The 25,545-nt window shown below is 71.1% G+C and carries 25 protein-coding genes; 11 read left to right on the top strand and 14 right to left on the bottom strand.

Annotation, left to right across the window (positions count from 1 at the left end; translation table 11 throughout):
- Positions 1 to 122 precede the first annotated feature (122 nt).
- From ACQPXB_RS39995 to ACQPXB_RS39965, 7 genes are all read left to right on the top strand, one after another.
- A complete protein-coding gene (locus ACQPXB_RS39995; protein ID WP_432846958.1) occupies positions 123 to 788 on the top strand; it encodes a transcriptional regulator in 666 nt (221 codons plus the stop codon).
- Positions 785 to 1,966 (top strand): kynureninase, encoded by a 1,182-nt coding sequence (gene kynU / locus ACQPXB_RS39990; protein WP_432846956.1) that lies wholly within the window; start codon positions 785 to 787, stop codon positions 1,964 to 1,966. The genes ACQPXB_RS39995 and kynU overlap by 4 nt, the downstream gene beginning before the upstream one ends.
- Before the next feature lie 217 nt (positions 1,967 to 2,183).
- Complete coding sequence (locus ACQPXB_RS39985; protein ID WP_366588239.1) at positions 2,184 to 2,507, top strand: hypothetical protein; 324 nt, start codon at positions 2,184 to 2,186, stop codon at positions 2,505 to 2,507.
- A 461-nt stretch (positions 2,508 to 2,968) separates the two neighbouring features.
- The gene (locus ACQPXB_RS39980) at positions 2,969 to 5,389 is read left to right on the top strand and encodes a nitrate- and nitrite sensing domain-containing protein (protein ID WP_432846954.1); all 2,421 of its coding nucleotides are present in this window, start codon (positions 2,969 to 2,971) and stop codon (positions 5,387 to 5,389) included.
- Entirely contained in the window at positions 5,389 to 5,805 is a 417-nt protein-coding gene (locus ACQPXB_RS39975) for a roadblock/LC7 domain-containing protein (protein ID WP_220243702.1), read from the top strand. The genes ACQPXB_RS39980 and ACQPXB_RS39975 overlap by 1 nt, the downstream gene beginning before the upstream one ends.
- Positions 5,802 to 6,173, top strand: a complete 372-nt coding sequence (locus ACQPXB_RS39970) for a DUF742 domain-containing protein (protein WP_432846952.1) — start codon at positions 5,802 to 5,804, stop codon at positions 6,171 to 6,173. Before ACQPXB_RS39975 ends, ACQPXB_RS39970 begins: the two co-directional genes overlap by 4 nt.
- Complete coding sequence (locus tag ACQPXB_RS39965) at positions 6,154 to 6,750, top strand: GTP-binding protein (protein WP_366588243.1); 597 nt, start codon at positions 6,154 to 6,156, stop codon at positions 6,748 to 6,750. The genes ACQPXB_RS39970 and ACQPXB_RS39965 overlap by 20 nt, the downstream gene beginning before the upstream one ends.
- On the opposite strand, the gene ACQPXB_RS39960 is transcribed toward ACQPXB_RS39965, so the two are convergent.
- Positions 6,744 to 7,211, bottom strand: coding sequence for a DoxX family protein (locus ACQPXB_RS39960; RefSeq protein WP_432846950.1), 468 nt, complete (start codon positions 7,209 to 7,211; stop codon positions 6,744 to 6,746). The two genes, ACQPXB_RS39965 and ACQPXB_RS39960, sit on opposite strands and share 7 nt — an antisense overlap.
- A gap of 124 nt (positions 7,212 to 7,335) precedes the next feature.
- Between ACQPXB_RS39960 and ACQPXB_RS39955 the strand changes: the two genes are divergently transcribed.
- A complete protein-coding gene (locus tag ACQPXB_RS39955) occupies positions 7,336 to 7,791 on the top strand; it encodes an NUDIX domain-containing protein (protein WP_366588247.1) in 456 nt (151 codons plus the stop codon).
- Here the strand turns inward: ACQPXB_RS39955 and ACQPXB_RS39950 are convergent.
- The 4 genes from ACQPXB_RS39950 to ACQPXB_RS39935 all read right to left on the bottom strand — a co-directional run bounded on the left by ACQPXB_RS39950 (position 7,788) and on the right by ACQPXB_RS39935 (position 11,998).
- Positions 7,788 to 8,441: an HAD family hydrolase gene (locus tag ACQPXB_RS39950; protein WP_432846948.1), complete on the bottom strand. Its 654-nt coding sequence runs from the start codon at positions 8,439 to 8,441 to the stop codon at positions 7,788 to 7,790. The two genes, ACQPXB_RS39955 and ACQPXB_RS39950, sit on opposite strands and share 4 nt — an antisense overlap.
- A gap of 32 nt (positions 8,442 to 8,473) precedes the next feature.
- Positions 8,474 to 9,274, bottom strand: coding sequence for an alpha/beta fold hydrolase (locus ACQPXB_RS39945; protein WP_432846947.1), 801 nt, complete (start codon positions 9,272 to 9,274; stop codon positions 8,474 to 8,476).
- 16 nt (positions 9,275 to 9,290) lie between these two features.
- Positions 9,291 to 9,860 (bottom strand): DUF998 domain-containing protein, encoded by a 570-nt coding sequence (locus tag ACQPXB_RS39940; RefSeq protein WP_432846945.1) that lies wholly within the window; start codon positions 9,858 to 9,860, stop codon positions 9,291 to 9,293.
- A gap of 1,004 nt (positions 9,861 to 10,864) precedes the next feature.
- Positions 10,865 to 11,998 carry a metallophosphoesterase gene (locus ACQPXB_RS39935; RefSeq protein ID WP_432846944.1) on the bottom strand — a complete coding sequence of 378 codons (1,134 nt, stop codon included), beginning with the start codon at positions 11,996 to 11,998 and terminating at the stop codon, positions 10,865 to 10,867.
- A gap of 193 nt (positions 11,999 to 12,191) precedes the next feature.
- Here ACQPXB_RS39935 and ACQPXB_RS39930 point away from each other — a divergent pair, with 193 nt between their 5' ends.
- Complete coding sequence (locus ACQPXB_RS39930) at positions 12,192 to 12,455, top strand: hypothetical protein (protein ID WP_432846942.1); 264 nt, start codon at positions 12,192 to 12,194, stop codon at positions 12,453 to 12,455.
- Positions 12,456 to 13,466: 1,011 nt separating this feature from the next.
- On the opposite strand, the gene ACQPXB_RS39925 is transcribed toward ACQPXB_RS39930, so the two are convergent.
- Genes ACQPXB_RS39925 through ACQPXB_RS39900 form a run of 6 tightly spaced genes read right to left on the bottom strand, consistent with a single transcriptional unit; the run spans position 13,467 to position 19,875 of the window.
- The gene (locus ACQPXB_RS39925) at positions 13,467 to 14,828 is read right to left on the bottom strand and encodes an FAD-dependent oxidoreductase (RefSeq protein WP_432846940.1); all 1,362 of its coding nucleotides are present in this window, start codon (positions 14,826 to 14,828) and stop codon (positions 13,467 to 13,469) included.
- Positions 14,825 to 15,514: an isochorismatase family protein gene (locus tag ACQPXB_RS39920; protein WP_366588262.1), complete on the bottom strand. Its 690-nt coding sequence runs from the start codon at positions 15,512 to 15,514 to the stop codon at positions 14,825 to 14,827. Before ACQPXB_RS39920 ends, ACQPXB_RS39925 begins: the two co-directional genes overlap by 4 nt.
- Positions 15,511 to 16,923, bottom strand: a complete 1,413-nt coding sequence (locus tag ACQPXB_RS39915) for a dihydroorotase (protein ID WP_386947015.1) — start codon at positions 16,921 to 16,923, stop codon at positions 15,511 to 15,513. The genes ACQPXB_RS39920 and ACQPXB_RS39915 overlap by 4 nt, the downstream gene beginning before the upstream one ends.
- Positions 16,920 to 17,807 (bottom strand): isocitrate lyase/PEP mutase family protein, encoded by an 888-nt coding sequence (locus ACQPXB_RS39910; RefSeq protein ID WP_432846938.1) that lies wholly within the window; start codon positions 17,805 to 17,807, stop codon positions 16,920 to 16,922. Before ACQPXB_RS39910 ends, ACQPXB_RS39915 begins: the two co-directional genes overlap by 4 nt.
- Before the next feature lie 5 nt (positions 17,808 to 17,812).
- Positions 17,813 to 18,529 (bottom strand): GntR family transcriptional regulator, encoded by a 717-nt coding sequence (locus tag ACQPXB_RS39905; RefSeq protein WP_386947018.1) that lies wholly within the window; start codon positions 18,527 to 18,529, stop codon positions 17,813 to 17,815.
- 26 nt (positions 18,530 to 18,555) lie between these two features.
- Complete coding sequence (locus ACQPXB_RS39900) at positions 18,556 to 19,875, bottom strand: MFS transporter (RefSeq protein ID WP_366588272.1); 1,320 nt, start codon at positions 19,873 to 19,875, stop codon at positions 18,556 to 18,558.
- Positions 19,876 to 20,127: 252 nt separating this feature from the next.
- Between ACQPXB_RS39900 and ACQPXB_RS39895 the strand changes: the two genes are divergently transcribed.
- Positions 20,128 to 21,990, top strand: a complete 1,863-nt coding sequence (locus ACQPXB_RS39895) for a CocE/NonD family hydrolase (protein ID WP_432846935.1) — start codon at positions 20,128 to 20,130, stop codon at positions 21,988 to 21,990.
- Here the strand turns inward: ACQPXB_RS39895 and ACQPXB_RS39890 are convergent.
- Complete coding sequence (locus tag ACQPXB_RS39890) at positions 21,980 to 22,384, bottom strand: DUF1992 domain-containing protein (RefSeq protein WP_432846933.1); 405 nt, start codon at positions 22,382 to 22,384, stop codon at positions 21,980 to 21,982. The two genes, ACQPXB_RS39895 and ACQPXB_RS39890, sit on opposite strands and share 11 nt — an antisense overlap.
- Before the next feature lie 128 nt (positions 22,385 to 22,512).
- On the opposite strand from ACQPXB_RS39890, the gene ACQPXB_RS39885 reads away from it, so the two are divergent.
- Positions 22,513 to 23,331 carry a TetR/AcrR family transcriptional regulator gene (locus tag ACQPXB_RS39885; RefSeq protein WP_366588279.1) on the top strand — a complete coding sequence of 273 codons (819 nt, stop codon included), beginning with the start codon at positions 22,513 to 22,515 and terminating at the stop codon, positions 23,329 to 23,331.
- Here the strand turns inward: ACQPXB_RS39885 and ACQPXB_RS39880 are convergent.
- The gene (locus tag ACQPXB_RS39880) at positions 23,297 to 24,454 is read right to left on the bottom strand and encodes an acyl-CoA dehydrogenase family protein (protein WP_432846931.1); all 1,158 of its coding nucleotides are present in this window, start codon (positions 24,452 to 24,454) and stop codon (positions 23,297 to 23,299) included. The genes ACQPXB_RS39885 and ACQPXB_RS39880 overlap by 35 nt on opposite strands.
- Positions 24,454 to 25,512: an alcohol dehydrogenase catalytic domain-containing protein gene (locus tag ACQPXB_RS39875; protein ID WP_432846929.1), complete on the bottom strand. Its 1,059-nt coding sequence runs from the start codon at positions 25,510 to 25,512 to the stop codon at positions 24,454 to 24,456. Before ACQPXB_RS39875 ends, ACQPXB_RS39880 begins: the two co-directional genes overlap by 1 nt.
- Between the last annotated feature and the right edge of the window lie 33 nt (positions 25,513 to 25,545).

Raw genomic sequence — 25,545 nt, 5'->3', positions numbered from 1 at the left:
ACTCCGCTTGCCTGCGTGGACCTGACCGTGAACTACGCAAAACGGTCTATTCCCCACTGGCCGGAGAAAAGATCCACTTCAGCGGATCCTGCTTGAATGGAAGCCCCGCCGAAGGAGAGCCCGTGCCCGCTCGTGATCAGTCCGCTCGTGAACTGCTGGCCGCGATCCGGCGCGAGCTCGCGCCGCGCGACGACGGCAACCGGCTCGTGCCGCTCGTCGCGTCCGGCTCCGCGCCGCGGGCGGTGTTCGCCGCGATCGCCGCCGAGGAACGGTGGATCGTGCGCAGCGACTGGCGCAGCTTCCACGCGCTGGCCGCCGGCGCCGACGAACCGCGGGCGCGCGAGTTCTTCGGCGGCCTCGCGCCGGGGGAGCGGCTCGCGCTGGACAAGCTCGACGCGCTGGCGGCCGCGGCCGGCGACGATCCGGGGACGGAGCTGCCGCGCGCGGGTTGTCAGGCCTATCCGGCGTATTTCGCGTGGCTGGCGCTGAACGGCGAAGCGGCTGAAGTCGCTGTTGCGATCTTCGCGAACTTCGCCGCGTGGGGCCGGTACTACGCTGCCCTCGCCGCGGGGATGCGTGAGCACTACGGCTTCGACGACGACGCGTGCGCGTTCTTCGACTTCTTCGCCGCCGACGTCCCGGAAATCGAAGAACAAGCGCTCGCCGCGATCCAGGCCGGACTCGACGCCGGCCGGCTCGACGCCGGCACCGCGCGGACGTACGCCCGGCTGTTCCAGAGCTACGAGCTGATGTTCTGGAACACCCTGGCCGACGAGTTCGCCGCATGACCCTCACCGGCAGGGAACTCAGCGCAGAAGCCGCCGCCCTCGACGCCGCCGACCCACTGGCCGCCAAGCGTGCGGAGTTCGACCTCGACCCGGCCGTCGCGTACTTCGACGGCAACTCCCTCGGCGCCCCGCCGCGGCACGTCGCGCAGCGGCTCGCCGACGTGGTCCGCGAGCAGTGGGGCGGCCGGCTGATCCGCTCGTGGACCGACGGCTGGTGGGACGCGCCGGAGCGGGTCGGCGAGCGGATCGCGCCGCTCGTCGGCGCGGCGCCCGGGCAGGTCGTGGTCGCCGACTCGACGAGCGTCGACCTGTTCAAGGTGCTCGTCGCCGCCGTGCGCGCGAACCCGGGCCGGGCCGAAATCCTGCTCGACGCCGCGACCTTCCCCACCGACGGCTACGTCGCCGAACAGGTCGGGCGGCTCACCGGACACGCCGTGCGGCGCGTGCCGGTCGCCGAGCTGCCCGCCGCGTGCGGCGAGGCGACGGCCGCGGTGCTGGTGAACCACGTGGACTACGTGTCGGGCCGGCTGCACGACATGGGCGCGATCACCGCCGCCGCGCACGCGGCCGGCGCCGCCGTGGTCTGGGACCTCTGCCACAGCGTCGGCGCGATCGAGGTGCGGCTCGACGAGCACGAGGTCGACTACGCGGTGGGCTGCACCTACAAGTTCCTCAACGGCGGGCCGGGCGCGCCCGCGTTCGTCTACGTCGCGAGCCGGCGGCAGGAGTCGTTCGATCAGCCGCTCGCGGGCTGGGCCGGGCACGCCGACCCGTTCGCGATGGAGGCCGGCTACCGCGCGGGCGCCGGGATTTCGCGGGCGCGCGCGGGTACCCCGGACATCCTGTCGCTGCTCGCGCTCGACGCCGCGCTGGACGTGTGGGACGACGTCGACCTCGCCGTGTTGCGGGCGAAAGGCTTGGCACTGGGCGATTTCTTCCTGCACTGCCTCGACGAGCTGCTGCCCGGCGCCGACGTCCCGACGCCGCGTGACCACGCCCGCGGCCACCAGATCTCGGTGCGCGTGCCGGACGCGCAACGGACGATGTCGGCATTGCACGAACGCGGCGTGCTCGGCGATTTCCGCCCGCCCGACGTGCTGCGGTTCGGGCTCGCGCCGCTCTACACGCGATACGCGGAAGTGCTGCGCGCCGTCACGGCCTTGCATGAGCTGAGCTGAACGAAAAGGCGAACCGAATTCACGGAAAATCGTGGTTTTCACGGCTGAATGCATCCCGGCATAGCCCCTTCGGGTGAGCGACCGCGACAGTTCCGCGTGGTTGCCCGCTATGATCGGACCCTGCTTTTCCGCTGGTGGGCGCACCGCGGACCGGCGCGATCCCGGGCACGTGCGGCAAGGGAAACGTCGGCGCGGTTGCCGGGCGAAAGGGGCGGCGATGGCCGGCGCACGGGTTCGCGAGGTGTCGCTTTCGTATGTCGGCACGCTCCTGATCGGGGTGGTCATCGGAATTCTGCTCGCCGAATTCGGTGGCCTGTTCGTGCGTTTCCCGGTGGAATCCGTGCTCGTGCTGGTGCTGGTCTGCTCCGTGGCCGTGCTCGGCTGGGCGTGCCGGGAGATGCTGCACGATCTCGTCCGCCGCGGCCGGCGCGGCGGCTCGGCTCGTGAGGCCGGCCACGAAGACGACCTCGACTGGCCCGCCGTGCCGCGCTTGGTCCTGCACCGCGACGGCGACTCGCGTCCGAACGGCGTTCGGCGCTGAAAAGTGGTAATCGCGCCGGTTCGACCGGCGATTCCGCGGCCGGTGTAGTCCATTTCACGCCTTTTCGTCCTCGCGTGGAGTCCGGGGCCGCGCGTAAGGTGATCGTCACGGACCGTCCGCGTGTTCCGTGATCGACCTCACCGATGAATTCGGCGTTCCTCACACGCCGTTCACGTCGCTGATAGCGCGCCGCAGGTCACGACGGCACCGCCGTCCGGCCCATTCCTCCTGCGACCAAGCTCACCCTTCCGGTGGTGGATTTTCCAAAGCCCCGCAGGGAGTTGTGAGTGGATCACGGGAACATGACCTTGATTCGCATCCGGACTTGACGTTGGTGCCCGGCCTGCCTAACGTCGTCGCGGGCGATGGACCACGGTGAGTTGATCCGGCTGGTCGGAACCGGGTGGGAAAACCCTGGGCGACCCGATTACCTTGTACTGCCGGAAGGAAAACGGACCACGGTGAAGCAGAATTCTGTTCGTCGCAGCCGCGGCTCGTCGATTCGATCACGCGTGCTCGCGATCGCGTTGATTCCGAGTCTCGCTCTCCTGCTCGTCGGCGTCGCGCTCGCCGGCTACCTGATCACCGACGCCCTGCAGGCGCGGGACTACGCGCAGAAGATCCGCAGTTCGGAAGGCCCGGGCATCCCGTTCATCCTTGCCGCCGAGCAGGAACGGCAGCTGTCGATGAGCCTGCTGGCCGGACAGTCGGACGCGCGGCAGGCGCTGCAGGCCGCGCGGCCCAAGACCGACGCGGCGGCCGCGCAGATCAGCTCGATCCTCGAAGGCAACTTCGCCGACGACAACACCGTGCCCGCGAGCGTGAAGCAGAACATCGCCACGTTCGCCGGGCTGTACTCGAAGGTGCCGCAGGTGCGCCAGCAGGTGGACGCGGGGCAGCTGCCGCTGCTGCAGACGTTCACCTTCTACGACCAGATCATCGACCAGTTCACGCAGGGCGTCGCCGGGCTCGCGCAGGCCGCGCGCGGTGCCGAGAACGCGTTCGCGCGGCTGTCGGCGATCCCGATCTTCAACGCCGCCGAGGAAATGCAGCGCAGCGACGCCCTGTCGGCCGCCGGTCTCGCCTCGGGCGGTCTGAGCGGCGACGAGCAGCGCGCGTACATCGGGCAGATCGGCGCGTACCACGCGCAGCTGGAACAGTCCGTGCCGCAGATGCTGCCGCAGGTGCGCGCGAGCTACGACAAGCTCGTGGCCGGCGCGGACTGGCGCACCGTCACCCAGGTCGAAAACGCGTTCCTGGCAGGCGAAAAGCAGCTGCCGGTGCCGCAGCAGCAGTGGCGCGACGCCGCGCACCAGGTCGCCACGACGTTGATGACGATGTTCGTGACGCAGAGCTCCGCGGCCACCAACGCGGCGATCGCCGACGCCGACACCACGCTCACCAACTCGATCATCGCCGGCGCCGCCGCGCTGCTGATCGCGATCATCGTGGTGCTGATCGCGCTGCGCCTGTCGCGCCGGTTCATCGCGCGCCTCGCGCGGCTGCGGGAGGACACGCTCGACGCGGCCGAGGTCCGGCTGCCGGAGCTGGTGGAGCGCGTGCGGGCGGGCGAGCCCGTGGACCTCGAAGAGGGCGGGCACTTCCTCGACCACGGTGACGACGAGATCGGCGAGGTCGCCGAGGCGTTCAACAAGGCGCAGCAGGCGGCCATCGCCGCGGCCGTCGAAGAGGCGAAGACGAGGGAGGGCACCAAGACGGTGTTCCTCAACATCGCCCACCGCAGCCAGGTCATCGTGCACCGGCAGCTGAAGGTGCTCGACGCGGCCGAGCGCAAGCAGGAGGACCCGGACCAGCTGGACACGCTGTTCCAGCTCGACCACCTCTCGACGCGGGCCCGCCGCAACGCGGAGAACCTGATCATCCTCGGCGGCGGCCAGCCCGGCCGGCAGTGGCGCAACCCCGTCAGCCTGGCGGAACTGGTGCGGGGCGCGGCAGCCGAGACGGAGGACTTCTCGCGCGTGAAGACGGCGGCGCTGCCTTCGGTCGCCGTGCGTGGCCCGGTGGTCGGCGACCTCGTGCACCTGCTGGCGGAGCTGATCGACAACGCGACGTCGTTCTCGCCGCCGGAGGCGCGCGTCGAGCTGCGCGGCAACGTCGTCGGCAAGGGCGTGGTGATCGAGGTCGAGGACCAGGGCCTCGGCCTGGAGAAGGAGCAGGCCGACGAGTTCAACGCGATGCTCGCCGACCCGCCGGACTTCGGGATCATGGCGCTGTCGGACGAGCCGCGGCTGGGCCTGTTCGTGGTCGCCCGGCTCGCGTCGCGCCACGGCATCTCCGTGCACCTGCGGGAATCGGCCTACGGCGGCACGCGTGCGATCGTGCTGGTGCGCCGGGATCTGCTCGCGCCGGTGGCCGACGCGACGCCGGACGTTCCCGAAGAAGAAGCCCCGGTGCCGGTGCCCGCGCAGCCGGTGCAGGACCCGGTGCGCATGAGCCGCGTCGGCCGGCGGGCGGCGCGGTTGCGTCCCGAAGCGGCTCCGGTCGCGGCGGTGGAACCGCCCGCGTACGAACCGCCGGCGCCGCCGGTCGAGCAGCCCGCTCCGCCGCGTGCCGCCCGGCCGCCGCGCCCACCGCAGCCGGCGTGGCCCGCGCACGAGCCGCGGCCGGCGCCCGAGAACGGCCGCCCCCAGCAGCCGTACCGGCCGGAAGCGCCCGGACGTCCGCCGCTGCCCCAGCGCCGGCGTCAGCAGAACCTCGTGCCCCAGCTGCGCGAGGACCGTCCGGCGCACGAGCTGCAGGAGACCCGGGAGGACACGCCGGAACTGGCCCGCAACCGGCTCACGGCGTTCCAGCAGGGCACCCGGCGCGCCCGGGAGACGGAAGTCGACTACGACGACAACAGGTACGGAGATCGCGACTGATGGCCAACAACGGCGTCAACGAGCTCGACTGGTTGCTCGACGACCTCGTCAAGCGGGTCGCCGGTGCCGAGCGGGCAGTGGTGCTCTCGTCCGACGGGCTGCTGATCGGCCGGTCGAGCAATCTGTCCGAAGAGGACGGTGAGCACCTTTCGGCCGTCGCTTCGGCGTTCCAGAGCCTCGCGAGGGGCACCGGGCGCCACTTCGGCGGCGGCAACGTGCGGCAGACGATGGTGGAGATGGACCACGCGTTCCTCTTCGTGACGGCCGCCGGCCGCGGGGCGTGCCTCGCGCTGCTGGCGAGCGCCGACGCGGACATGGGGCTCGTGGCGTACGAGATGAACCTGATGGTCAAGCGGGTCGGCGCGGTGCTCACGGCGGCACCGCGGGCCGGAGTGGTCCAGCGGACCTCGCCATGAGCGGCCGGCACGAGTCCTGGTTCGACGACGAGGCCGGGCCGCTGGTCCGCTCCTACGCCGTCACGGGCGGACGCACCCGCTCGGACACGCTCGGGCTGGACCTGATCACGCTCGTGGTCGCCATGCGCACCGCGCGCGAGGTGGCCGCGATGGAGCCGGAGTACGCGCAGATCCTGAGCCTGTGCCAGAAACCGACGTCCGTCGCCGAGGTGGCCGCGCGCGTGGACTTGCCCCTGCCTGTGGTGAAGGTTCTGCTGAGTGATCTGATCGAGCAGAACCTGGTGCTGTTCCGTACCGCGGCACCACCGACCGAAGCCCCGAACAAACACGTACTCCAGGCGGTTCTCGATGGCATCCGGAAACTCTGAACCCCGGCGCGCACTGACCGCGACGGCGGTCAAAGTGCTGATCGCCGGCGGGTTCGGGGTCGGCAAGACCACGATGGTCGGGTCGGTCAGCGAGGTCCCCCCGCTGCGCACGGAAGAGGTGATCACCACCGCGTCCGAAGGCGTCGACGACCTGTCGGGTGTGGAGCAGAAGACCACCACCACCGTCGCGCTGGACTTCGGCCGCATCACGATCAACCCCGAGCTGATCCTGTACCTGTTCGGCACGCCCGGGCAGGACCGGTTCTGGTTCATGTGGGACGAGCTGTCCGAGGGCGCGCTGGGCGCCGTGGTGCTGGCCGACACGCGGCGGCTGGAATCGTGCTTCGCCGCCGTGGACTTCTTCGAGCGGCGTGGCCTGCCGTTCATCGTGGGCGTGAACTGCTTCGACGGCGCGTACCGCTATGGCACAGAAGAGGTCCGGGCCGCGTTGGACCTCGACCCGGACGTTCCCCTGTTGCTGTGCGACGCCCGTGATCGGGAGTCCACCAAGCAGGTGCTGACGATCCTCATGGAGCACGTGATGAAGCACAACGACCTGGCGGCCGCGGGCTACTGACGGGCGTTCTTGACCCGGCGGCGCAGGTTGCCCAGCGCGAAGGCGCCCGGGCCGGTGAAGGCGATCGTCAGGAAGATCCACGAGTACAGCGCGGCGGGCTCGCCCATGTTCTGCATCGGCAGCAGGCTCATCGGCGCGTGGACGGTGAAGTAGGCGTAGGCCATCACGCCGGACAGCACGATCGCGGCCGGTCGCGTCGCCGCGCCCAGCAGGATCAGGACGGCGCCGACGACCTCGATCACGCTGGCCCAGAAGCCGGGGAAGCTGCCGAACGGCAGAGCCCCGCCCTGGCCGTCGATGCCGCCGAAGAAGCCGAAGCCGGCCAGGCCGTGGATCAGGAACAGGGTCGAGGTGACGACCCGGAACAGGGCCAGCACGATCGGGCGGGCCCGCTCGACGAGCTGCGGCTTCGTGGCCGACGCGGTGGACGAGGTGGCCTGGGTGCGGGTGATGGTGGTCATTTCCGGTTCCCTCCGAGTGTTTTTCCCTTTTGCCGATGCGTCGAGCGGGCTCGCCGCGGATCGACACGGGCGCGGAAACTTTTTTCGGACGGGTTTTCCGGGCGGGTTCCGGCAGACTGTCGCGATGGCTGCCAAACACAGCGCCGGGCTGCTGCTCTTCCGCCGGCGCGACGAGGTCGAGGTGCTGCTCGCGCACATGGGCGGGCCGTTCTGGGCGAAGAAGGACGAGGCCGCGTGGTCGCTGCCCAAGGGTGAGCTCGAGGAGGGCGAGGAGCCCGTGGCCGCCGCGCGGCGCGAGTTCGCGGAGGAGCTCGGCCTGCCTGCACCAGACGGTGCGTGGCTTCCTCTGGGCGACGTCCGCCAGTCGGGCAAGGTCGTCACGGCGTGGGCCGTGGAGGCGGACCTGGACCCGGCGGCGGTCGTGCCGGGGACGTTCGAGCTGGAGTGGCCGCCGCGCTCGGGGCGCAAGCAGGAGTTCCCGGAGGTGGACCGCGTCGAGTGGTTCGGGCTCGACGCCGCACGGGTGAAGCTCGTGAAGGGGCAGCGGGCGTTTCTCGACCGGCTGTCCGAAGTGGTCTAGCCCAGCAGGTCGAGGACCTCGGCCAGCGGTTTGGCCGTGAACGACGGCAGCACCAGGTCGGCGTGGCCGAAGTCGAGCACGGTGGTGATGGCGTTCGGCACGGCGACCGTGGGGATGCCGGCGGCCTTGGCGGCGCTGACGCCGTGGGGCGAGTCCTCGAAGGCGATCGCCTCCTCGGCCGGGACGTCGAGCGTGGCCAGCGCGGCGAGGTAGGTGTCGGGGCGCGGTTTGGCGGCGTGGCGGTCGCCGGTCTCGACGGAGCCGAACCGTTCGGCGAGGCCGAGGCGGGCCAGCTGGCCGTGGACCCAGGCGCCGGACGAGCTGGACGCGACGCCGAGCTTGAGGTTCCGGCTCGCGGCTTCGTCGAGGTAGCCGAGCACGCCATCGCGCGGGCCTTCGGCTTCCAGCAGCTGGTGGACCCGGGCGCGCATCGCCGGGCGCAGCTGCTCGGGGTCGATGTTCGCCACGCGTCCGGCGAGCAGCTCGAACATCGTGGCGGCGGTGTTCTGCGTGCCGATCACGGTGTGCCAGACCTCCAGCGGGAGCTCCGTGCCGTGGTCGCGGAACATCTCCTGCCACGACTGCAGCACCGCGGCTTCGGTGTCGGCCAGCGTTCCGTCGAAGTCGAAGATCAGCGCTCGCGTGGCCACCCGGTCAGCTTGCCGTACGGGTTGTCGTGGTGTCAGCGAGGTGTGAAGAACTCCGCAAGCACGGGGGCGAGGGCCGTGGCCTTCACGAGGTGGGTCTGACCCGGGAGCGTGCGGTAGGTGGCGCCCGGCAGCGTCTGGGCGAGCTGGGCCACGCCGGTCCGCATCCACTGGGGACTCTTGCCGCCGTCGATGGCGAGCGTCGGCGCGGTGATGCCCGACCAGCGTCCTTCGGGGAGTGGTTCGCCGGCTTGGTTTCCGTCCATCAAGGCGTTGTCGTAGGGGAGCGTGTGGGCGACGCGCTTGAGCTTCGGCCACGCGGGCATGAGGCGCATCATCGCGACCATGGGGGCGGGCAGTTCGATGCCGACGCGCATGAACAGGCGCACGGCTTCCGCCCGGTTGTCGTCCTTGACGGCCTGCTCGAGCTTCGCGGTGTAGTCGGCTTTGAGCGGCTTTCGCGACCCGTCGACGACGAACGGCGGCTCGTACACGGCGAGTTTGCTCGTCGGCACGCCGCGGTGGGCCGCTTCGAGCGCGAGCACGGCGCCCGAGGAGATCCCGAAGAGCCCGGCTTCGCCACCCGCTTCCTTGACGACGGCGGCGACGTCTTCCACCTCGCGCTCCACGTCGTACGGCAGCGTGTCCCCACTCTCGCCCCGGCCGCGGCGGTCGAACGTGAAGACGGTGAAGGCGCCGGCGAGTTCCTTCGCGATGGCGTCGTTGGGCGTCGAGCCGCGGTAACACATCGCCCCGTCGACGAGCACCAGCGAAGGCCCGGTGCCGACGCGGGTGTAGCCGAGGGTGGTGCCGTCGGCGGAAGTGGTGGTGGGCATGGGTTTTGCCTCTCTTTCAGTGGTTGATGGTGCGCGTGGCGCGGACCGCTGTCACGCCGAGCCACCCGAACGCGAGCGCGACGGCCACCCAGAACCCGATCACGACCACGGGGTTGGCGGACCCGCTGGCGACCCCGCCGAACGCGGCGAGGAACACGATCCCGGTGGCCCGGGAGTAGCCGGATTTTTGGACCAGGCACGCCGCGGTGAAGGCCAGGAACCCGATGCCGGCGGCGACGATGTGAAGCGCTCCGTGCCAGGAGATCGCGGCGCCGGCGGGGTCGGCTGTGAAGACCCCGGCCGCGATCAGGCCGGCGCCGAAGATGGCGATCAGCGTGCTCCTGAGCCCCTTTGCGCAGGCGAGGACGAGCAGCCCGGTGACGACGAAGTTGGCCACCTGGATCCACCCGTGCGGCCCGATGGCGAGCAGGCTGACGTCGTTCCTTGCGAGGTCGAACCCCGGCCGGGTGAGTGCTTGGGCGAGGGCCGTCCCGAGGTAGACGGGTCCGGCGGCGATTCCTGCGGTGAGCAGGGCTTTGTCCGTGCTGCGTGGCCGGTTTTTCGGTCTCTGTTCGACGGTGGTCATGGCGAGTCTTCTCTCGGGACCGGTGAGGTGTTGTGGAGAACGTTGTCACCGATGGTTTATATTGTCAAGACAAAAAAATTAGTCGGTAGGTCAGTGGGGGGGGGGGGGGGGGGGGGGGGGGGGGGGGGGGGGGGGGGGGCGTCGGCCGAGGCCACACGATGCGGTTGAGCGCGGCGGACCGAAGCACTCGCCGGACCTGCTCGAGTCACGGCGGTCGATGCTGCTTGGCAGGGTTGAGATCGGCGAATTCACGACCGATCGAGGTGCGCGACGGATCGCTGGATCGCACCGACGCCTTCGCCTGACCTGGCGTTGCTCAAGTCAGGCCAGGCGATCGCGGGTCGGTCGTGCCCAGGTCGGGCATGCTCGCCAGGCCGGGGACCAGCGAAGGCTGCCCTGCCGAGCGAACCCACGGCCGCTGTTCCAGCCCGAATCGCTCGCCCGCCCGGGCGGCCGACAGTCGCTGCACTCAGGCCTGGCCCCGAGACAAACTCGGCGGGGCGGGCCGCTGCGCCGCGCCGCGACACTTGCCCGGCCGGGCGGCGGGGCGTGGCTGTGCTCGGGCGGGGCCTGGTGCTGGGGCAAGGTGTGCGGGGCGGGCCGCTGTGCCGCGCCGGAGCGCTCGCCCGACCGGGCGGCCGAGAATCACGGTGCCCAGACCGGTCCCGGCGGCTGGGTTGAGATCGGGGCGGGCGGGGAGGGTCAGGCAGGCGCGGTTGGCGGTGTCAGGGTGGGCGGACGAGGGGCTGTGGTGCCTCGGTCAGGCGTGCTCGCCGGTGCAGGGGCGGCGAAGGCGAGCCAGTCGGGTGGCGTAGGAGCCCTTCGGTCGTGCCGAGGCACTTGTCTGACCCGATGTTGCTCGTGCCAGGTCTTGGTGGCCGGCGGTGCTCAGGCCGGATCTGGTGGCCGGGTTGTGGTCGGCGCCGCCCAGGTCGCTGGCGTCGCGCCGGAGTGCTCGCCCCGCCCGGCGTCGCTCGCGTCAGGCGGGGCGGTCTTGCGCCAGGTCAGGCGGCGCGGCGGAGGGTGAGGAGGCTGATCTCGTTGGGTGCGAACACGCGGAACGGCGGGCCCCAGAAGCCGGAGCCTCGGCTGTTGTACAGCTGGGTGGGGCCGTGGCGGGTGAGGCCCGACAGGGTGGGCTGGTCGAGGCGGACGAGGAGGTGGAAGGGCCAGATCTGGCCGCCGTGGGTGTGGCCGGAGATTTGCAGGTCGATGCCGGCCTCGCGGGCCTCGTTGACCTGCTTGGGCTGGTGGGCGAGGAGGACGACGGGGACGTCGGGATCCGCGCCGGCGAGGGCGGCGGGGAGGTCGGGGCCGTGGCCGGGCAGCCCGGAGGCCGCGCCGGTGGGGTCGTCGATGCCGGCGAAGAGGATGCGGTCACCGCCGCGCTCGACGAGGGTGCTGCGGTTGTGGAGGGTGTCCCAGCCGAGGCTCGCCATGTGGTCGAGCCAGGCCTGCGCTTCGCCGAAGTACTCGTGGTTGCCGGTGATGTAGAACCGCCCGAGGCCGGCCTGGACGCCGCCCAGTGGGTCGACCTGCTTGCGCCGCTTGGCGACCGACCCGTCGGCGAGGTCGCCTGCGTGGCAGACGACGTCGGCCTGCAGCCGGTTTACCTCGGCGACCAGCTTTTCCGACCACTTGGTGCGGTCGAGGGGGCCGTAGTGCGTGTCGGTGATGACCGCGATGCGCAGGCCGTCGACGCCCGCGCCCAGCCGCGGGATCACCACGTCCGTTTCCTTCACCGGCGGCACCCGCATCGCGACCCGGTTGCCGACCACGAGCAGCACCACCGACACCGCCAGGCTCGCCGCCGCCACGATCCGCGGCCGCGCGGGGTCGTCGACGCCCGCGGCCAGCAGCGCCAGCCTCAACACGTGTCCGAGGACGCTCCACGTGAACAGCACCCAGATCGTGCCGAGCATGACATCCCCGGCCCGCGCCGCCGCGTCACTCTGCCGCGGCCCGTGCCCTTGGAACATCAGCACCGGGAACGCCACCATCGCGCCCGCGAACACCACCGTCCCCACGACGGTCCCCGCCACCGGCCACCCCGGCAGCAACACGAACACCGACCAGGGCTCCCCGAACAACAACAGCAACGCAACAACCAGGGCGGCCGCCCGACGAACCCGACGCATCACGGTCGTCCCTTCGACATGGTCTACCCAGAGTAGCCGGACTCGGGGGCTAACGGCCCAATGGGCTGTTAGGGCTGCTTCGAGCCGGGTGAGTCGGGTCGGTCGTGGTGCCGCCGCTGAGCCGGCGGACCACTCCGAGACCACCCGATTCAGTGACTGCGTTGTCGATCAGGTGTTCGATACAGTTTTCGACATGAAGTCCTCCACTGCTCACACAGCCACCGAGATCTCCCGACGTCTGGCCCTGTCCCACGCCGAAACCGAAGCTGTCACGGCTCTTCACGCTGCCCTTGCATCCCACCTGCCGACCACCCTCACCGCCCTCCGCAACGGCACCATCGACATCATCACCGCCGCCGGGATGGCCTACCTCGCCGGTTTCCTGTCGGCCGGCCAAGCCCACCTCGCCACGGAAATCCTCACGCCTGGCCGCCATGAATGGAGGTGGGTCACGTAGCGTGGACGCTCTCTTGTGGACAGTGCAGCCGGCCGCACTGTCCACGTAGGAGTATCCCGCGAGTCTTGGACAATCGCCCGCTCCGGACGGCCGCAACCAACCTCGCCTTGTGTTGCGCGAATTCTGCGGCGACGAACGTAGGTGAGAAAGGAGCTGTCGAGAATGTCATCAACAAAGGTGCCAACGACCTGGACGGAGGTGGCGCACACAGAGAACCGGCACGACGGGTGAAACGCCCCGGAGGTCTCCACACCCTTGAGGCGAGGCTCGCCGTGGCCTGGCCACGCCATCGCCCGGCCGGTCAGCGGTAGGGAGGAACCACGAGGCGCCTCATGCCTGCAAGGTTACTCCTGGCGACGGGAAAACTCCCGGCCGCGGGGCGATTCCTGCCTGCGGGGCGCTATTCACGGCGGGGAGCTCCTGGCTGCAGGGTGATTCCTGCCTGCGGGGCGACTCGTTGCGGCAGGGAAACTCCCCGCCGCGGGGCGGCTCCTGCCTGCTGGGCGTTCCTCATGACAGGGAAACTCCTGGCTGCGGGGCGATTCCTGCCTGTGAGGCGACTCGTCGCGATGGGGAACTCCTGGCCGCCGGGCGGCTCCTGCCTGCAGGGCGTTCCTCACGACAGGGAAACTCCCGGCCGCAGAGCGATTCCTGCCTGCGGGGCGGCTCCTCGCGACGGGGGAACTCCCCGCCGCGGGGTCGGCTAGCTCCTGGCTGCAGGGTGATTCCTGCCTGCGGCGTGACTCCTCGCGGCAGGGAAACTCCTGGCCGCAGGACGACTGCGCCTGCAAGGCGGCTCCTCACCACCGGGGAACTCCTCGCCGCACGGCAACTTCTCGCCACAGGGGACCCCTGCACGCAGGGGAACCCCTCCCCACGCGGAAACCCCTCCCCACGCGGAAACCCCTCACCACGCGGAAACCCCTCACCGCAGGGACCCCTCCACGGAGGGAACCCCTCACCACACGGCAACCCCTCCCCGCACGGAACTCCCCACCACAGCGAAACCCCTCACCGCAGGGCGGAGCCGGCGTGGGTGCCGGCCAGGTGGCCGAGGCCGAGGGCGGACAGGAGGCCGTTGCCGGAGCTGTAGCCGGCGCCGCCGGTCAGGCCGCTGATGCCGGTGGCGGTGCCGCCGACGGCGTAGAGGCCGGGGAGGGGGCCGGTGGCGGTAGTGGGGCGGGCGTGGGCGTCGACGAGGAGGCCGCCCTGGGTGTGGAAGAGGCCGGGGACGGAGCGGACGGCGACGTAAGGCGGCTGGAGCGGGCCGAAGCCCCAGTCGGTGCGGTCCCAGGGGTCCTGGGCGGTGCCGGAGGCGGCCGACGCGGCGGAGGCCAGAGTCGTGGAGAGGGAGGAAGGGGAGACGCCGCAGAAGGTGGCCAGGTCCGTGACCGTCGCGCATTCGCGGGCGCCGCCCAGGGCGACGAGTTCCGCGAACTCCTGTTCGTGGCTCGCCACGTAGTCGCGGATCTTCGTGTCGAACACGACGTGCCACGGACCGGGCGTCCCGAGCACGGCGTCGGCGTAGCCGGAGTAGCCGCGGGTTTCGTCGCCGAAGCGTTGGCCGGCGCCGTTGACCAGGACGCCGCCCATTTCGACCGTGGTCCACGACGTGATGGAGCCGTGGGGGTAGGCGACGGCCGCGTATCCCTGGTAGGCCGTGGCGTTACCCAGGCGGGCGCCGAGCGCGAGGGCCCACTGCAGTGACTCGCCCGTGCTGCCGTGGGAGCCGAAGTACTCGAAGCCGGCGATGTCCGGGGCCCACTCGCGCAGCAGGTCGCGGTTGGCCGCGAAACCGTTGCCGGCCAACACGACGGCGTGCGAGGTGATCTCGTACGTGCCACTGCGCGGGCCGGAGACGCGCACGCCGGTGACGCGGCCGTCGTCGTCGTGGAGCAACGCGGCCACGGGCGTGTGCACGAGCACCTCGGTGTCCGTCGCCCGTACGGCGCGCAGCAGGTCGGCGACGAGGTCGCGGCCCTTGCGTGACGGTGGGGCGTGCAGGCGCGGCACGGAGTGGCCGACGTGTTTGTAGTCGGTGATCAAGCGCAGGTCGACGCCGTGTGTGTCGATCAGCCACTCCACCAGCGCGGCCGACCCCGCGGCGAGCAGGCGGGCGAGGTCGTCGGCGTCGTGGCTGCCCGACTGGGCCAGCAGGTCCGTCGCGAGGCGATCGGCGGAGTCGCCGATGCCCGCCGCGGCCTGGAAGCGCGTGCCGGCGCCGGGGACGGAGCCCGTGGACAACGCGGTGTTCCCGCCCGCGTGCTCCGCCTTCTCCAGCACGACCACACTGGCGCCGGCGTCGTGGGCCGCCAGGGCGGCGGTGAGGCCACCACCGCCGGCCCCGACCACGATCACGTCGACGTCGGTCATGCCGAGACCTCCGAAAGGGCCGCGAGGATCCGGTCCGTGCTGGCGACGTCCGCGTACTTCTGCGCCATGTCGAACAAGTTGGCCTGGTGCACCGTCGGCGTGCGGTCGTACACGGCGTCGTGCGGCACGGCGACGCGGAAGTTGTACGCGAACGCGTCGACCACACTGGACCGCACACACCCGCTGGTGGTACAGCCGGTGACCACCAAAGTGTCCACGGCCCGGTCGATCAGGTAGCTCACCAGCGGCGTCCCGAAGAACGCGCTCGGGTGCCGCTTCGGCAGCAGCACGTCACCCTCGGCCGGCGCGACCTCGGCGACGAACTCGTACCCCTGCGAAGGAACGTCCATGATGGACGGCACCTTCGCGCCCAGCCGGCCCGAGTCGTACGAAGCTTTCGGGGCCACATAAGGGTAGAGCACCGGCCAGCCGGCAGCCCGGAACGTCGTGAGCAACCGGCTGATGTTCGCCACCGCGTCCCAGCCGGCCTGGCCGCAGCTCGTGCGGTAGTCCTCGGCCACCGACTCGAAGAACGGCTTCGGCGAGTTTCCCACAGTGCGGTACTGCACGTCGATGATCAGCAACGCCGGCCGCTCGCCCAAACCCGCGGGCTTGCCGAACCCCGCGGCCTCGTAGCGGGCCTCGTCGTCGGCGGTGATCACGTCGGACCACGGACGGTCGCTCACGCCGAAACCTCCTGCTTCGCACCGAAACCCAGCGCGGCACGGCCACTGTTTCGCCGCGCCAGGAACTGCCCACGCGGGCCCTGCACCGCGCCGTCGCGCACGGTGAACTCACCGCCGAGAATGGTGTGCTGCACGCTCACCTTCGACTCCCAGCCCTCCCACACCGAATACGCGGCACCGGAATGCTGCGTCGCCGCCGCGACGGTGCTCGGCCGGTTCGGGTCCACCACGGCGAAATCGGCGTCCGCACCGATCCGGATCGCGCCCTTGCGCGGCCACAGGCCGAACAGCTGCGCCGGACGCGTGGCCGTGAGGTCGACGAGCCGCTCCACCGGAATCCCCCGGTTGAAGTGCCCTTCGCTCAACAGCAGGGGCAACAGCGTTCCGGTACCGGGGAAACCGGCCGACGCGCTCCACAGATCCTTGTCCTTCGCGCTGAAATGCCGCGGCACGTGGTCGGAGCCGATCACGTCGACGCGCCCGTCGGCCACGGCCTCCCACAACGCTTCCCGGTCGTCACGCGTCCGCAGCGGCGGATTGACCTTGCCGCGCGAACCGAGCCCGGAGTCAATGCCGAGCGTGAGGTAGTGCGGGCACGTCTCCACGAACACGTCGGGGTACTCCGCACGCTGGCGTTCCAAGGCCGAAAGCGCTTCCCGGCTCGTCACGTGCACCGCGTAGCTCGACGCGCCCACCACGCTCGCCAAGTACGCGACCCGGCCCTCGGCTTCCGCCTCCACATACGGCGGACGCACGGCGTGCCAAGCGTCCAGGCCGGCGTCGGGGTCCTTGCTCAGCCGCTCGCGCAGCCGCCACACGAGCTCGATGTTCTCGGCGTGCTGGGCGATCATCGCGCCCGAGTCGGCGGCGGCCTGCAGCGCGTCGAACAGGAACGAGTCGTCGTTGCCGGGCAGGTTGAGGTACGCGCCCTCGTTGCCGCGGAAGTTGGTGAACACCTTGAAGCTCGACACGCCGAGGTCACGCGCGTAGTGGCCGATGTTCTCGACGTGCTCGGGCGTCACCACGCAGAAGTGGAAGCCGAAGTCGGTGTGCGCGTGCTCGGCCATCAGGTCGCGCGCGGCCGGGAACAGCTCGTCGTAGGGCTGCGGGCTCATGAGGTACGCCAGCATCGTGGTGACGCCGCCGGCCGCGGCCGAAGCCGTCTCCAGCGCGGCGTCCTCGACGGTCTTGGGCACGGAGAGGTCCTGGCCCAGGTGCACGTGGGCGTCGATGGCGCCGGGCAGCACCCAGCGGCCGGTGACGTCGACGGTCTCGGTGGCGGGCAGCTCGTCGGACGGCGCGCAGATCGCGGCGATCTTCCCGTCGCGCACGCACACGTCGACCTCGCTCAGGCCGGTGCCGGGCAGCACGACCGAGCCGCCGTGGAGTCGCAGATCGTAGGGCTTCATTCGGTGGTCCTTCCCGCGTACTTCTCGTCGAGGGCGTCGAACAGCGGCTTGCGCACCAGGTTCTGCCGGTCGGCCCAGTTGATGATCTTGTCGCCGATCTCGGTGGTGTCGCCGTGGTCCATGAGGTGGCGCAACGCGATCCGCATCCCGGCGACGGCGCCGCGCATGGCCGTGTTGGCGTAGAGGGCGACCGAGAAACCCAGTGCGCGCAGCTCTTCCAGCGGCAGGATGGGGGTGAGGCCGCCCTCGACCATGTTGGCGATGTGCGGGCCGGGCACGGTCCGCGTGATCTCGGCCAGCTCCTCCGGCGAACCGGGCGCCTCGACGAACAGGATGTCGGCGCCGGCTTCGCGGTAGAGGTTCGCCCGCTCGCACGCGGCGGTCAGCCCCACCACGGCGCGGGCGTCGGTGCGCGCCACGATCAGGAAGTCCTCGGTGGCGCGCGCGTCGACCGCGGCCTGGATCTTCCCGACCATCTCGGACGCCTCGATCACCTCTTTGCCGGTGAAGTGGCCGCACCGCTTGGGGGAGACCTGGTCCTCGATCTGGATCGCCGTGGCGCCCGCGCGTTCGAGCGTGCGCACGGTGCGCTGCACGCCGAGCGCGTTGCCGAACCCGGTGTCGGCGTCGACCACGAGCGGCAGGGACACCGCGTCGCGCGTCGCCTCGACGTGGCCGGCCAGCTCCGGCAGCGAGAGCAGGCCGACGTCGGGGGCACCGAGGTAGGTGTTGGTGATCCCGGCACCGGAGAGGTAGACGGCTTCGAACCCGGTCTCTTCCGCGACCCGGGCGGTGAGCGCGTTGGGCGCACCCGCCAGGAGCAACGGCGCCTGGTCGCGCGCCGCCACCCGCTCGCGCAACCGGGCACCCAGAGAACTAGTCACAGGGCTTACAACTCCTCGTCTTCCAGCCGTCCCGCGAGCCCCTTCGGGCTGTCGGGCACGGTGTTCTCGAACAGGGACAGGGCGTTTTCGAGCGAGTGCTGCAGGTGCTCGTCCATCAGCCGCGCGGCCACGTCGGCGTCGCCCGCGGCCAGGGCGCGCAGGACCTCGCGGTGCTCCTTGAACGCGTCGCGGGCCCGGCGCGGCTGGCGCCCGGATCGGGACCGGGCCAGCTGGATCTGGTTGTTGGCGTCGCCGAAGGCCCGCAGGATGGACTGGTTGCCCGACAGCGCGACCACGCGGTGGTGGAAGTCGAGCTCGCCCGGGTACGCGGTGTCCACATCGGACTCCAGGACCTCCTCGGTGGCCCGCAGCAGGTCGTCGAGGTCCCGCAGGTCCTCGTTGTCCGCGCGCCGGGCCGCGAGCCGCACGGCGTGGGTCTCCAGCGCGGTGCGCAGCTCGTAGAGGTCACGAAGCTCGTCGGCGTCGAACGTGCGCACGTACGCACCGCGGTGGGGGACGACGTTGAGCAGGCCCTCACTGGCCAGCCGCTGGATCGCCTCGCGCAGCGGGCCCCGGCTGATGCCGAGCGCGCGGGCGAGCTCGACCTCGTTGAGCCGCTGCCCGGGCTGCAGCTGCCCGTCGCGCACCATGCCGCGCAGCACGTCGAGGCTGCGGCCGGCGTAGGTGTCGGTGCGTCGTTCCAGTGGGGGCGGTGTCGCCATGTCCTGCCTTCTTCGGTTGTCGTGGTTCAGCTGTCGCGCAGCGCGGTGCCGCGGGTTTCCTTCATCCGCACCGCTGCCGCAAGTGTGATCAACGCTGTCACGAGCAGGAAACCGGCCGGAGCCAGGCTGCTGCCCGTGCGGGCGATCAGCCAGGTGCAGATGTAGGGCGCGGTGCCGCCCACGGCCGTGCTGGCCAGGTTGAACCCGAGCGCGATGCCGCTGTAGCGCACGCGGGTGGTGAACAGCTCCGCGAACGTCGAGAACGCCACCGCCATCAGCGCGGATTCGGGCAGCCCCAGCACGATCTGGGCGAGCAGTGCCGGCACGTAGTGACCTGCGTTCATCACCATGAACACCGGCACGGTGAGGATTAGCGTCGCGATCGTGGCGCCGAGGAACACCGGCCGGCGCCCGACGCGGTCGGACAGCGCGCCGAAGAACGGCATGGCCGCGCACGAGACGATCAGCGTGACCGTGGTCGACCAGAACGCCTGCTTCGGGCTGAACCCGCCCACGCGCTGCAGGTGGATCGACGCGTACACGTAGACCACGTAGTACAGCGCGAACAGCAGGATCGACAGGCCGAGCGTGCGCACCAGCGCCCCGCGGTGCGACGTGAACAGCTCCCGCACCGGCGCCTTCGCGACCTCACCCTGGGCGGCCAGGTTGTGGAACTGCTTCGAGTCTTCGAGCTTGAGCCGGATCCACACGCCGACGGCGCCCAGCGGCAGGCTGAGCAGGAACGGCAGGCGCCAGCCCCAGTCGGTCATCTGCTGCTTGGTGAGCACGGTCGTCAGCGTCGTGACCACGGCCGACGCGAGCAGCGCCCCACCGAGCGCGCCGAACTGGACGGTGGAGCAGAGGAAGCCGCGGCGGTGCGCCGGGGCGTATTCGGCGACGTACGACGCGGCACCGCCGACTTCGCCGCCGGCCGCGACACCCTGCACACACCGGGCCGTGACCAGCAGGAACGCGGCCGCGCTGCCGATCGCCGCGTACGTGGGGAGCACGCCGACGGCGAACGTCGCGGCGCACATGGCGAGCACCGTGGTGGCCAGCATGCGCTTGCGGCCCAGCCGGTCGCCGAGGTGACCGAAGATCAGGCCGCCCAGCGGACGCAGCGCGAACGCGGCGGCGAAGGTGGCCAGCGTGGCCAGCAGGGACGCGGTGGGGTCGACACCGGAGGCGAAGAAGACGACGGCGAGCACGGTCGCGAGGTAGCCGTAGATGCCGAAGTCGAAGTACTCGACGATCGAGCCGACCAGACCGGCGGCCACGACCCGGCGGTCGACGCCCGCCGGGCCGGCGGTGACGGTGTCACCGACCGCTGACGTGCGGTTTTTCATGATTTCCGCCTTCCAGGCAGAACCGGGGGGACTCGGATGCGAGAACGATAGGTAGCTCCCTGTCTGCTGTCAACAGTTTGCAGCCGACAGGCGGTGGCTCGATCGGTGCCGGACGACCGCCGAGGAGTGCCGGCGTCACGAAAGACATCGAATCCGTTGTCCTGGCGGGAAAACTGCCGCCCACGATCGGTCGACGGCGGCTCACCCCGGCGGCGGTGCCCCGGCCGGGAGCCCCGGCGTTGACTGAGGCGCATGCGGCGTTCGACGGCGTTCTTCGGCCTGCTCGTCCTCTTCCTGACCCAGCTCGTCTCCCCGGCACAGGCGGCCGCCTGGTCCCCAGGCCCGGCCCAGTACGCCGTGACCGAGACGAACGACGTGCCCGTCACGATGGCCGACGGCACCGTGATCAAGGCCGACGTTCTGCGGCCCGACGCGCCCGGCGCCTATCCCGTGCTGCTTGCCCAGACGCCGTACGGCCGCGCCGACCTGCACGAAGACCTCTCCTACTTCGTCCAGCGCGGGTACCTCGCGGTGATCACCGACGTCCGCGGCACCGGCGGCTCGGGCGGGCAGTGGGTGCCGTTCGCGCCGATCGAACGACAGGACGGCGCCGCCCTGGTCCGGTGGGCGGCGGCGCTGCCCGGCAGCGACGGGTACGTCGGCCTCAACGGCGGCTCCTACGTCGGCATCAACCAGCTGACCACCGCGGCCGCCGTCGGCCCGAACTCCCCGCTGAAGGCGATCTTCCCCGTGGTCGCGGGCAACGACCTCTACCGCGACCTCGCCGCGATGGGCGGGCTGCCCAACGCCGAGTTCATGCCGCTGTGGGAGCTGCTCACCGGGCTGCGCACGGTCACCCAGCCCGTGCTCGACGCGCTGAACAGCGGCTCACCCGCCGCGCTGCTGGCGGCGCTGACCACCGAGCTGCAACACCTCGGCGGGCTCGGCGCGGGCACGTTGCCCCTGCTCACGGGCGAGTTCACCGGCGGCGAGCAGGCCTTCGACGAGGACTACTGGCAGTCGCGCAACCCCGCCAACGTGCTGGGCGACGTCGTGGCGAACGGCATCCCCGCGTACCTCGTCGGCGGCTGGAACGACCTCTTCCAGCGCGGCGCCCTCATGAACTACGCGGCGCTGCAGAACGCGTGGGCCGGCCGGCCCGTGACCGCGCCGATGGCCGCCGGGCAGACGGCGACCAGTCGCTACCAGCTTTTGATGGGCCCTTGGTACCACGACCCGACCGGCGACATCGACCTGCACCCGATCGAGCTGGCCTGGTACGACCACTGGCTCAAGGGTGTCGACACCGGGATCACCGACACCACGAAACCCTTGCACGCCAACGTGTTCGGCACCGACACCTGGGTGGACACCACGACGTACCCGTTCACCGGCGCCCAAGCCACCACCTACTACCTCGGTGGCGGACGCACCGGCACCGCACCGCGCTCGGCCAACGACGGCACGCTGTCGACCAGCCCGGGCTCGGGCGGCGGCACGGACTGGATCACCTGGACGCCGACGTCGAGCACCTGCACGCGGTCCACCGCCCAGTGGCTGGGCGGATTCCTGCCCAACCCCGCGTGCGACACCACGAACCTCGACCGCGAACACGGCCCCGGCTCGCTCGTCTACACGTCCGCGCCGCTGACACAGCCGAGCGTGCTCGCCGGGCCGATCACCGCATCGATCTCCGCGCAGGCCAACACGCTCGACACGACGTGGGTGGTGACCGTGACCGACGTCGGCCCGGACGGTTCGTCCAAGCCGCTCACCGAAGGCGCGCTGATCGGTTCGCAGCGGGAGACCGACTCGGCCCGCAGCTGGTACAGCTCCGACGGAAAACTCCTGATGCCCTACCACCCCTACACCCGGCAGTCGGAGAAATGGGTGGTACCCAACGAAATCACGCGTTACGACGTCGAGGTGTTCCCCACGTTCGCGCAGCTCGCGGCCGGACACCGGATCCGCGTGGTGCTGACGACGGCCGACACCCCGCACCTCACGCCGACGCTCACCCAGCTGCCCCGCCTGCTCGGCGGCATCTACCAGGTGAAGACGCCCGCGTCTTCGATCACGCTGCCGCTGGCGCCGCTCTCGGCGTTCACCGGGTGACGCGCCAGCTCTCCACGATCTCGTCGACGTCCAGCGGCATCGCGCGCAGCGGCGGGCCTTCCTGCGGCCGGCGGTGGGTTTCCCGGATGCGCTCGTTGAGGTCTTCCACGATCTCGCGCACGCGCTTCTCGGTGCGCACCTTCGCCAGTTTCGCCGGCAGGTCCTGGATCTCGCGCGGGATCGCGAGTGACGGCGGCAGGAACGAGCCCGGGTCCAGGTCGCCTTCGCGGGCGCGGCGCAGGGCCCAGTCCGTGGCGGCGTCGCGGCCCGTCGGGGGCGGCAAGGGCTTGCCGGCGCCGGGCAGGTCGTCGAACTCGCCGCGCGACTGGGCGGCGGAGATCAGGCGGTCGACCCAAGATCCGAAGGACACGCCGGGGGGTTTGCGCTCGGTCACTCGAACACCTCCGATCCCCACCCAGCGTAGCCGGGCCGGGAGCGTCGCGGATGGGTCGAAGGTCCCGAACCGGCAGGTAGGATCCCCGGCAACCGATCAGCGCCGGGGCAGGGGAGGGGGCTGCGACGATGACCGTCGAGCAGAACAGCGACAACCGCGCCGCGGAGGCTGAGCAGATCGACCGGACGCTGGCGTTGCTGTGGCGCGAACGGTCCACGCCCGCCGCCGAACCCGCGCGCGGGCGCCGGCCGACGCTCACCGTCGGGCAGATCGTGGCCGCGGCCATCACGGTCGCCGACGCCGACGGGCTCGTGGCCACGTCGATGCACCGCGTCGCCAAGGAGCTCGGCGCCGGGACCATGACGCTCTACACCTACGTGCCCGGCAAGACCGAGCTCGTCGACCTGATGGTGGACGACGTGCTCGTCGAGCGCGGCCTGCCCGGCCCTGGCCAGCCCCGGACGGGTGACTGGCGCGCGCAGATCCGGCTGTACTCCGAGCGCACGCGCGAAGCCCACCGCCGCCACCCGTGGCTTCGCGAGATGTCGCGCGTACGCCCGGCGCTCGGCCCGGGCCAGCTCGCCGGCCAGGAGTACGTGCTGTCCACCGTGGACGGTCTGGGACTCGCGCCACGCGAAACCGTGGCCGCCGCCAACAGCATCACGGCCTACGTGGACGCCAACGCGGCGCTCGAGGCCGAGAGCATCCACCTCGAACGCAGCACCGGCCAGTCGAACGACGCGTGGTGGGACCAGCGATCTTCCTTCTGGGGCAAGTACTTCGACCTCACCGCGCACCCGGCGATGAACCGCGCGTGGCTCGGTGGCGGCTTCGACCAGGGCGCGGGCGAGCAGGCGGCCGAGGCCTGGGAGTTCGGCCTCGACCGGCTGCTCGACGGCATCGAGCTGCAGGTCAAGCGGTGCCGCGCGCCAGAGCCCGGGCGATGACGTTGCGCTGCACCTCGCTCGTGCCCTCGCCGATTTCGAGGATCTTCGCGTCGGCGTAGAACCGTGAGATGGTGGACTCGCGGATGAAGCCGTAGCCGCCGTGGATCTGCACGCTCTGGCTGGCCGCGCGATTCGCGACCTCCGACGCGTACAGCTTCGCCATCGCCGCCGCGGTGCTGAACGGGCGGCCCTGGTCGCCGAGCCACGCCGCGTTGTACACGAGCCAGCGCGCCGCCGCGATCTCCGTGGCCATGTCCGCGAGCTTGTGCCCCACGGCCTGGAACCGGGTGAGCGGCTGGCCGAACTGCTCGCGTTCGCCGGCGTGGCGCACCGCGAGGTCGAGGGCCTTCTGCGCCAGCGACAACGACAGCGCGGCCACGCTGATGCGCCCGCCGTCGAGGACTTCGAGGAACTGGCGCAGGCCGTTGCCCTCCTCGCCGATCAGGTGGTCGTCGGGCACCCAGCACCCGGAGAACACCAGCTCGCGCGTGTCGAGCGCGTGCCAGCCGAGCTTCTTCAGCGGCTGGCCCTTGGTGTAGCCCGGGGTGCCGTCGGGGACGAAGAAGGTGCCGTAGCGTTTCGCGCCGCCGTCGTTCTCGCCGGTCAGGGCCAGCACGGTGACGCCGAGGCTCATCTCGGTGCCGGCGTTGCTGATGAACATCTTGGTGCCGTCGAGCAACCAGCCGCCGTCGGCGCGCCGGGCGCGGGTGCGGATGCCGGCCGCGTCCGAGCCCGCCGTGGGTTCGGTGAGGCCGAAGGCGCCGATCGCTTCGCCGGACGCGAGCGGCCGCAGCCAGCGTTCCTTCTGTTCGTGGGTGCCGAACGTGGCGAGCGGCAGGCTGGCGATCGTCGAGTGCGCGTTCCAGGCCGACGCGATCGACTGGTCGGCCGCGCCCAGCTCCTCCATCGCGGCCACATAGGACACGAAGCCGGCGTTGGCGCCGCCGTACTTCTCGTCCACGAGCATGCCCATGAGCCCGAGCTTGCCCAGGTCGTGGAACACCTCCGTGGGGAAGTGGCTGCGCTCGGACCAATCGGCGGCGTGGGGCGCGATCTCCTTCGCGGCGAAGTCCCGGCAGAGCTGCTTCAGCGCGACAGTTTCCTCGGGCAGGTCGAAGTCCATCAGTGCTCCTCGGGCTTCAGCAGGATCTTGAGGTGGCTGCCGCGGTCGGCTTCGAGCTCGGCGAACGCGTCGCGCCCGGCCGAGAGCGGCCGCACCCCGGTGAGCATCGGCGTGGCGTCGAGCCGGCCCGTGGCCATGAGGTCGAGCACGCGCGGGATGTCGAAGTTGTAGCCCAGCGAGCCCAGCACCGTGCGCTCGAACGGGACGATCTGCGTGATCGGCAGCGCCGCGCTGGCACCGCTGATCCCGCACAGCACCGCGCGCCCGCCCCGGCGCACGGTGCTCACGGCCAGCTCCACCAGGTCCGGACGGCCGGTCGCCTCCACCACCACGTCGGGCCCGACGCGGCCGGTGCGCAGGAAGACTTCGCGTCGCACATCGGTCTTCGCCGGGTCGTACACCTCGGTCGCGCCGATCTCGGCGGCCTTGCGCGCGCGGTCGGGCACGGGCTCGCTCACGTAGAGGCCCGCCGCGCCCGCGAGCTTCGCGGCCAGCAGCGCGGCGATCCCGATCGGACCGGCACCGAGCAGGAGGACGTTGTCACCCGGTTGGACGTTCGCGCGCCGGACGGCGTGCAGGCCCACGGCGAGCGGCTCGGCCAGGGTCGCCAGCTCGTCGGAGACGCCGTCGGGGATCGGCACGAGGCCCTCGACGGGCACGGTGACCTTCGACGCGAACCCGCCGTCGGCGGCGAGGCCGATCGAGCCGCCCTTGGCGCAGATGTGGTATTCGCCGTGGGTGCACCAGCGGCACACGCCGCAGCGCAGGCACGGGTCGACGGCCACGCGCGTGCCGACCGTCACCCCGGGCACGGCCGAGCCGAGCGCCACGACCGTGCCGCTCATCTCGTGGCCGAGGGTGAACGGCGGTTCGAGGCCGGTCAACGGGTGCGGCCCGGTGCGGATGAGGTTGGGGCCGTGCGCGAACTCGTGCAGGTCGGTGCCGCAGATCCCGCAGTACGACACGGCGATCACCGCTTGACCCGGCGCCGGCGCCGTCGGTTCCGGCACGTCGTCGAGGCGCAGCTCGCCCTTGGCGTGCCAGCGCAGCGCGTGCACGCGACCACCTCCGAACTGGAGTTGTTTTTTCGA

The sequence above is a fragment of the Amycolatopsis sp. CA-161197 genome, assembly GCF_050942255.1.
Taxonomy (GTDB): domain Bacteria; phylum Actinomycetota; class Actinomycetes; order Mycobacteriales; family Pseudonocardiaceae; genus Amycolatopsis.
The sequence above is the reverse complement of the archived record's forward strand: the minus strand, read 5'-3'. Positions and strand labels throughout refer to the sequence as shown.

Excerpts from the sequence above, each read along its gene's own strand:
- kynU (WP_432846956.1), top strand. The coding sequence starts at position 785 with ATGACCCTCACCGGCAGGGAACTCAGCGCAGAAGCCGCCGCCCTCGAC.
- ACQPXB_RS39985 (WP_366588239.1), top strand. The coding sequence starts at position 2,184 with ATGGCCGGCGCACGGGTTCGCGAGGTGTCGCTTTCGTATGTCGGCACG.
- ACQPXB_RS39975 (WP_220243702.1), top strand. The coding sequence starts at position 5,389 with ATGGCCAACAACGGCGTCAACGAGCTCGACTGGTTGCTCGACGACCTC.
- ACQPXB_RS39970 (WP_432846952.1), top strand. The coding sequence starts at position 5,802 with ATGAGCGGCCGGCACGAGTCCTGGTTCGACGACGAGGCCGGGCCGCTG.
- ACQPXB_RS39965 (WP_366588243.1), top strand. The coding sequence starts at position 6,154 with ATGGCATCCGGAAACTCTGAACCCCGGCGCGCACTGACCGCGACGGCG.
- ACQPXB_RS39960 (WP_432846950.1), bottom strand. The coding sequence starts at position 7,211 with ATGACCACCATCACCCGCACCCAGGCCACCTCGTCCACCGCGTCGGCC.
- ACQPXB_RS39955 (WP_366588247.1), top strand. The coding sequence starts at position 7,336 with ATGGCTGCCAAACACAGCGCCGGGCTGCTGCTCTTCCGCCGGCGCGAC.
- ACQPXB_RS39945 (WP_432846947.1), bottom strand. The coding sequence starts at position 9,274 with ATGCCCACCACCACTTCCGCCGACGGCACCACCCTCGGCTACACCCGC.
- ACQPXB_RS39940 (WP_432846945.1), bottom strand. The coding sequence starts at position 9,860 with ATGACCACCGTCGAACAGAGACCGAAAAACCGGCCACGCAGCACGGAC.
- ACQPXB_RS39935 (WP_432846944.1), bottom strand. The coding sequence starts at position 11,998 with ATGCGTCGGGTTCGTCGGGCGGCCGCCCTGGTTGTTGCGTTGCTGTTG.
- ACQPXB_RS39930 (WP_432846942.1), top strand. The coding sequence starts at position 12,192 with ATGAAGTCCTCCACTGCTCACACAGCCACCGAGATCTCCCGACGTCTG.
- ACQPXB_RS39925 (WP_432846940.1), bottom strand. The coding sequence starts at position 14,828 with ATGACCGACGTCGACGTGATCGTGGTCGGGGCCGGCGGTGGTGGCCTC.
- ACQPXB_RS39915 (WP_386947015.1), bottom strand. The coding sequence starts at position 16,923 with ATGAAGCCCTACGATCTGCGACTCCACGGCGGCTCGGTCGTGCTGCCC.
- ACQPXB_RS39905 (WP_386947018.1), bottom strand. The coding sequence starts at position 18,529 with ATGGCGACACCGCCCCCACTGGAACGACGCACCGACACCTACGCCGGC.
- ACQPXB_RS39900 (WP_366588272.1), bottom strand. The coding sequence starts at position 19,875 with ATGAAAAACCGCACGTCAGCGGTCGGTGACACCGTCACCGCCGGCCCG.
- ACQPXB_RS39895 (WP_432846935.1), top strand. The coding sequence starts at position 20,128 with ATGCGGCGTTCGACGGCGTTCTTCGGCCTGCTCGTCCTCTTCCTGACC.
- ACQPXB_RS39885 (WP_366588279.1), top strand. The coding sequence starts at position 22,513 with ATGACCGTCGAGCAGAACAGCGACAACCGCGCCGCGGAGGCTGAGCAG.
- ACQPXB_RS39880 (WP_432846931.1), bottom strand. The coding sequence starts at position 24,454 with ATGGACTTCGACCTGCCCGAGGAAACTGTCGCGCTGAAGCAGCTCTGC.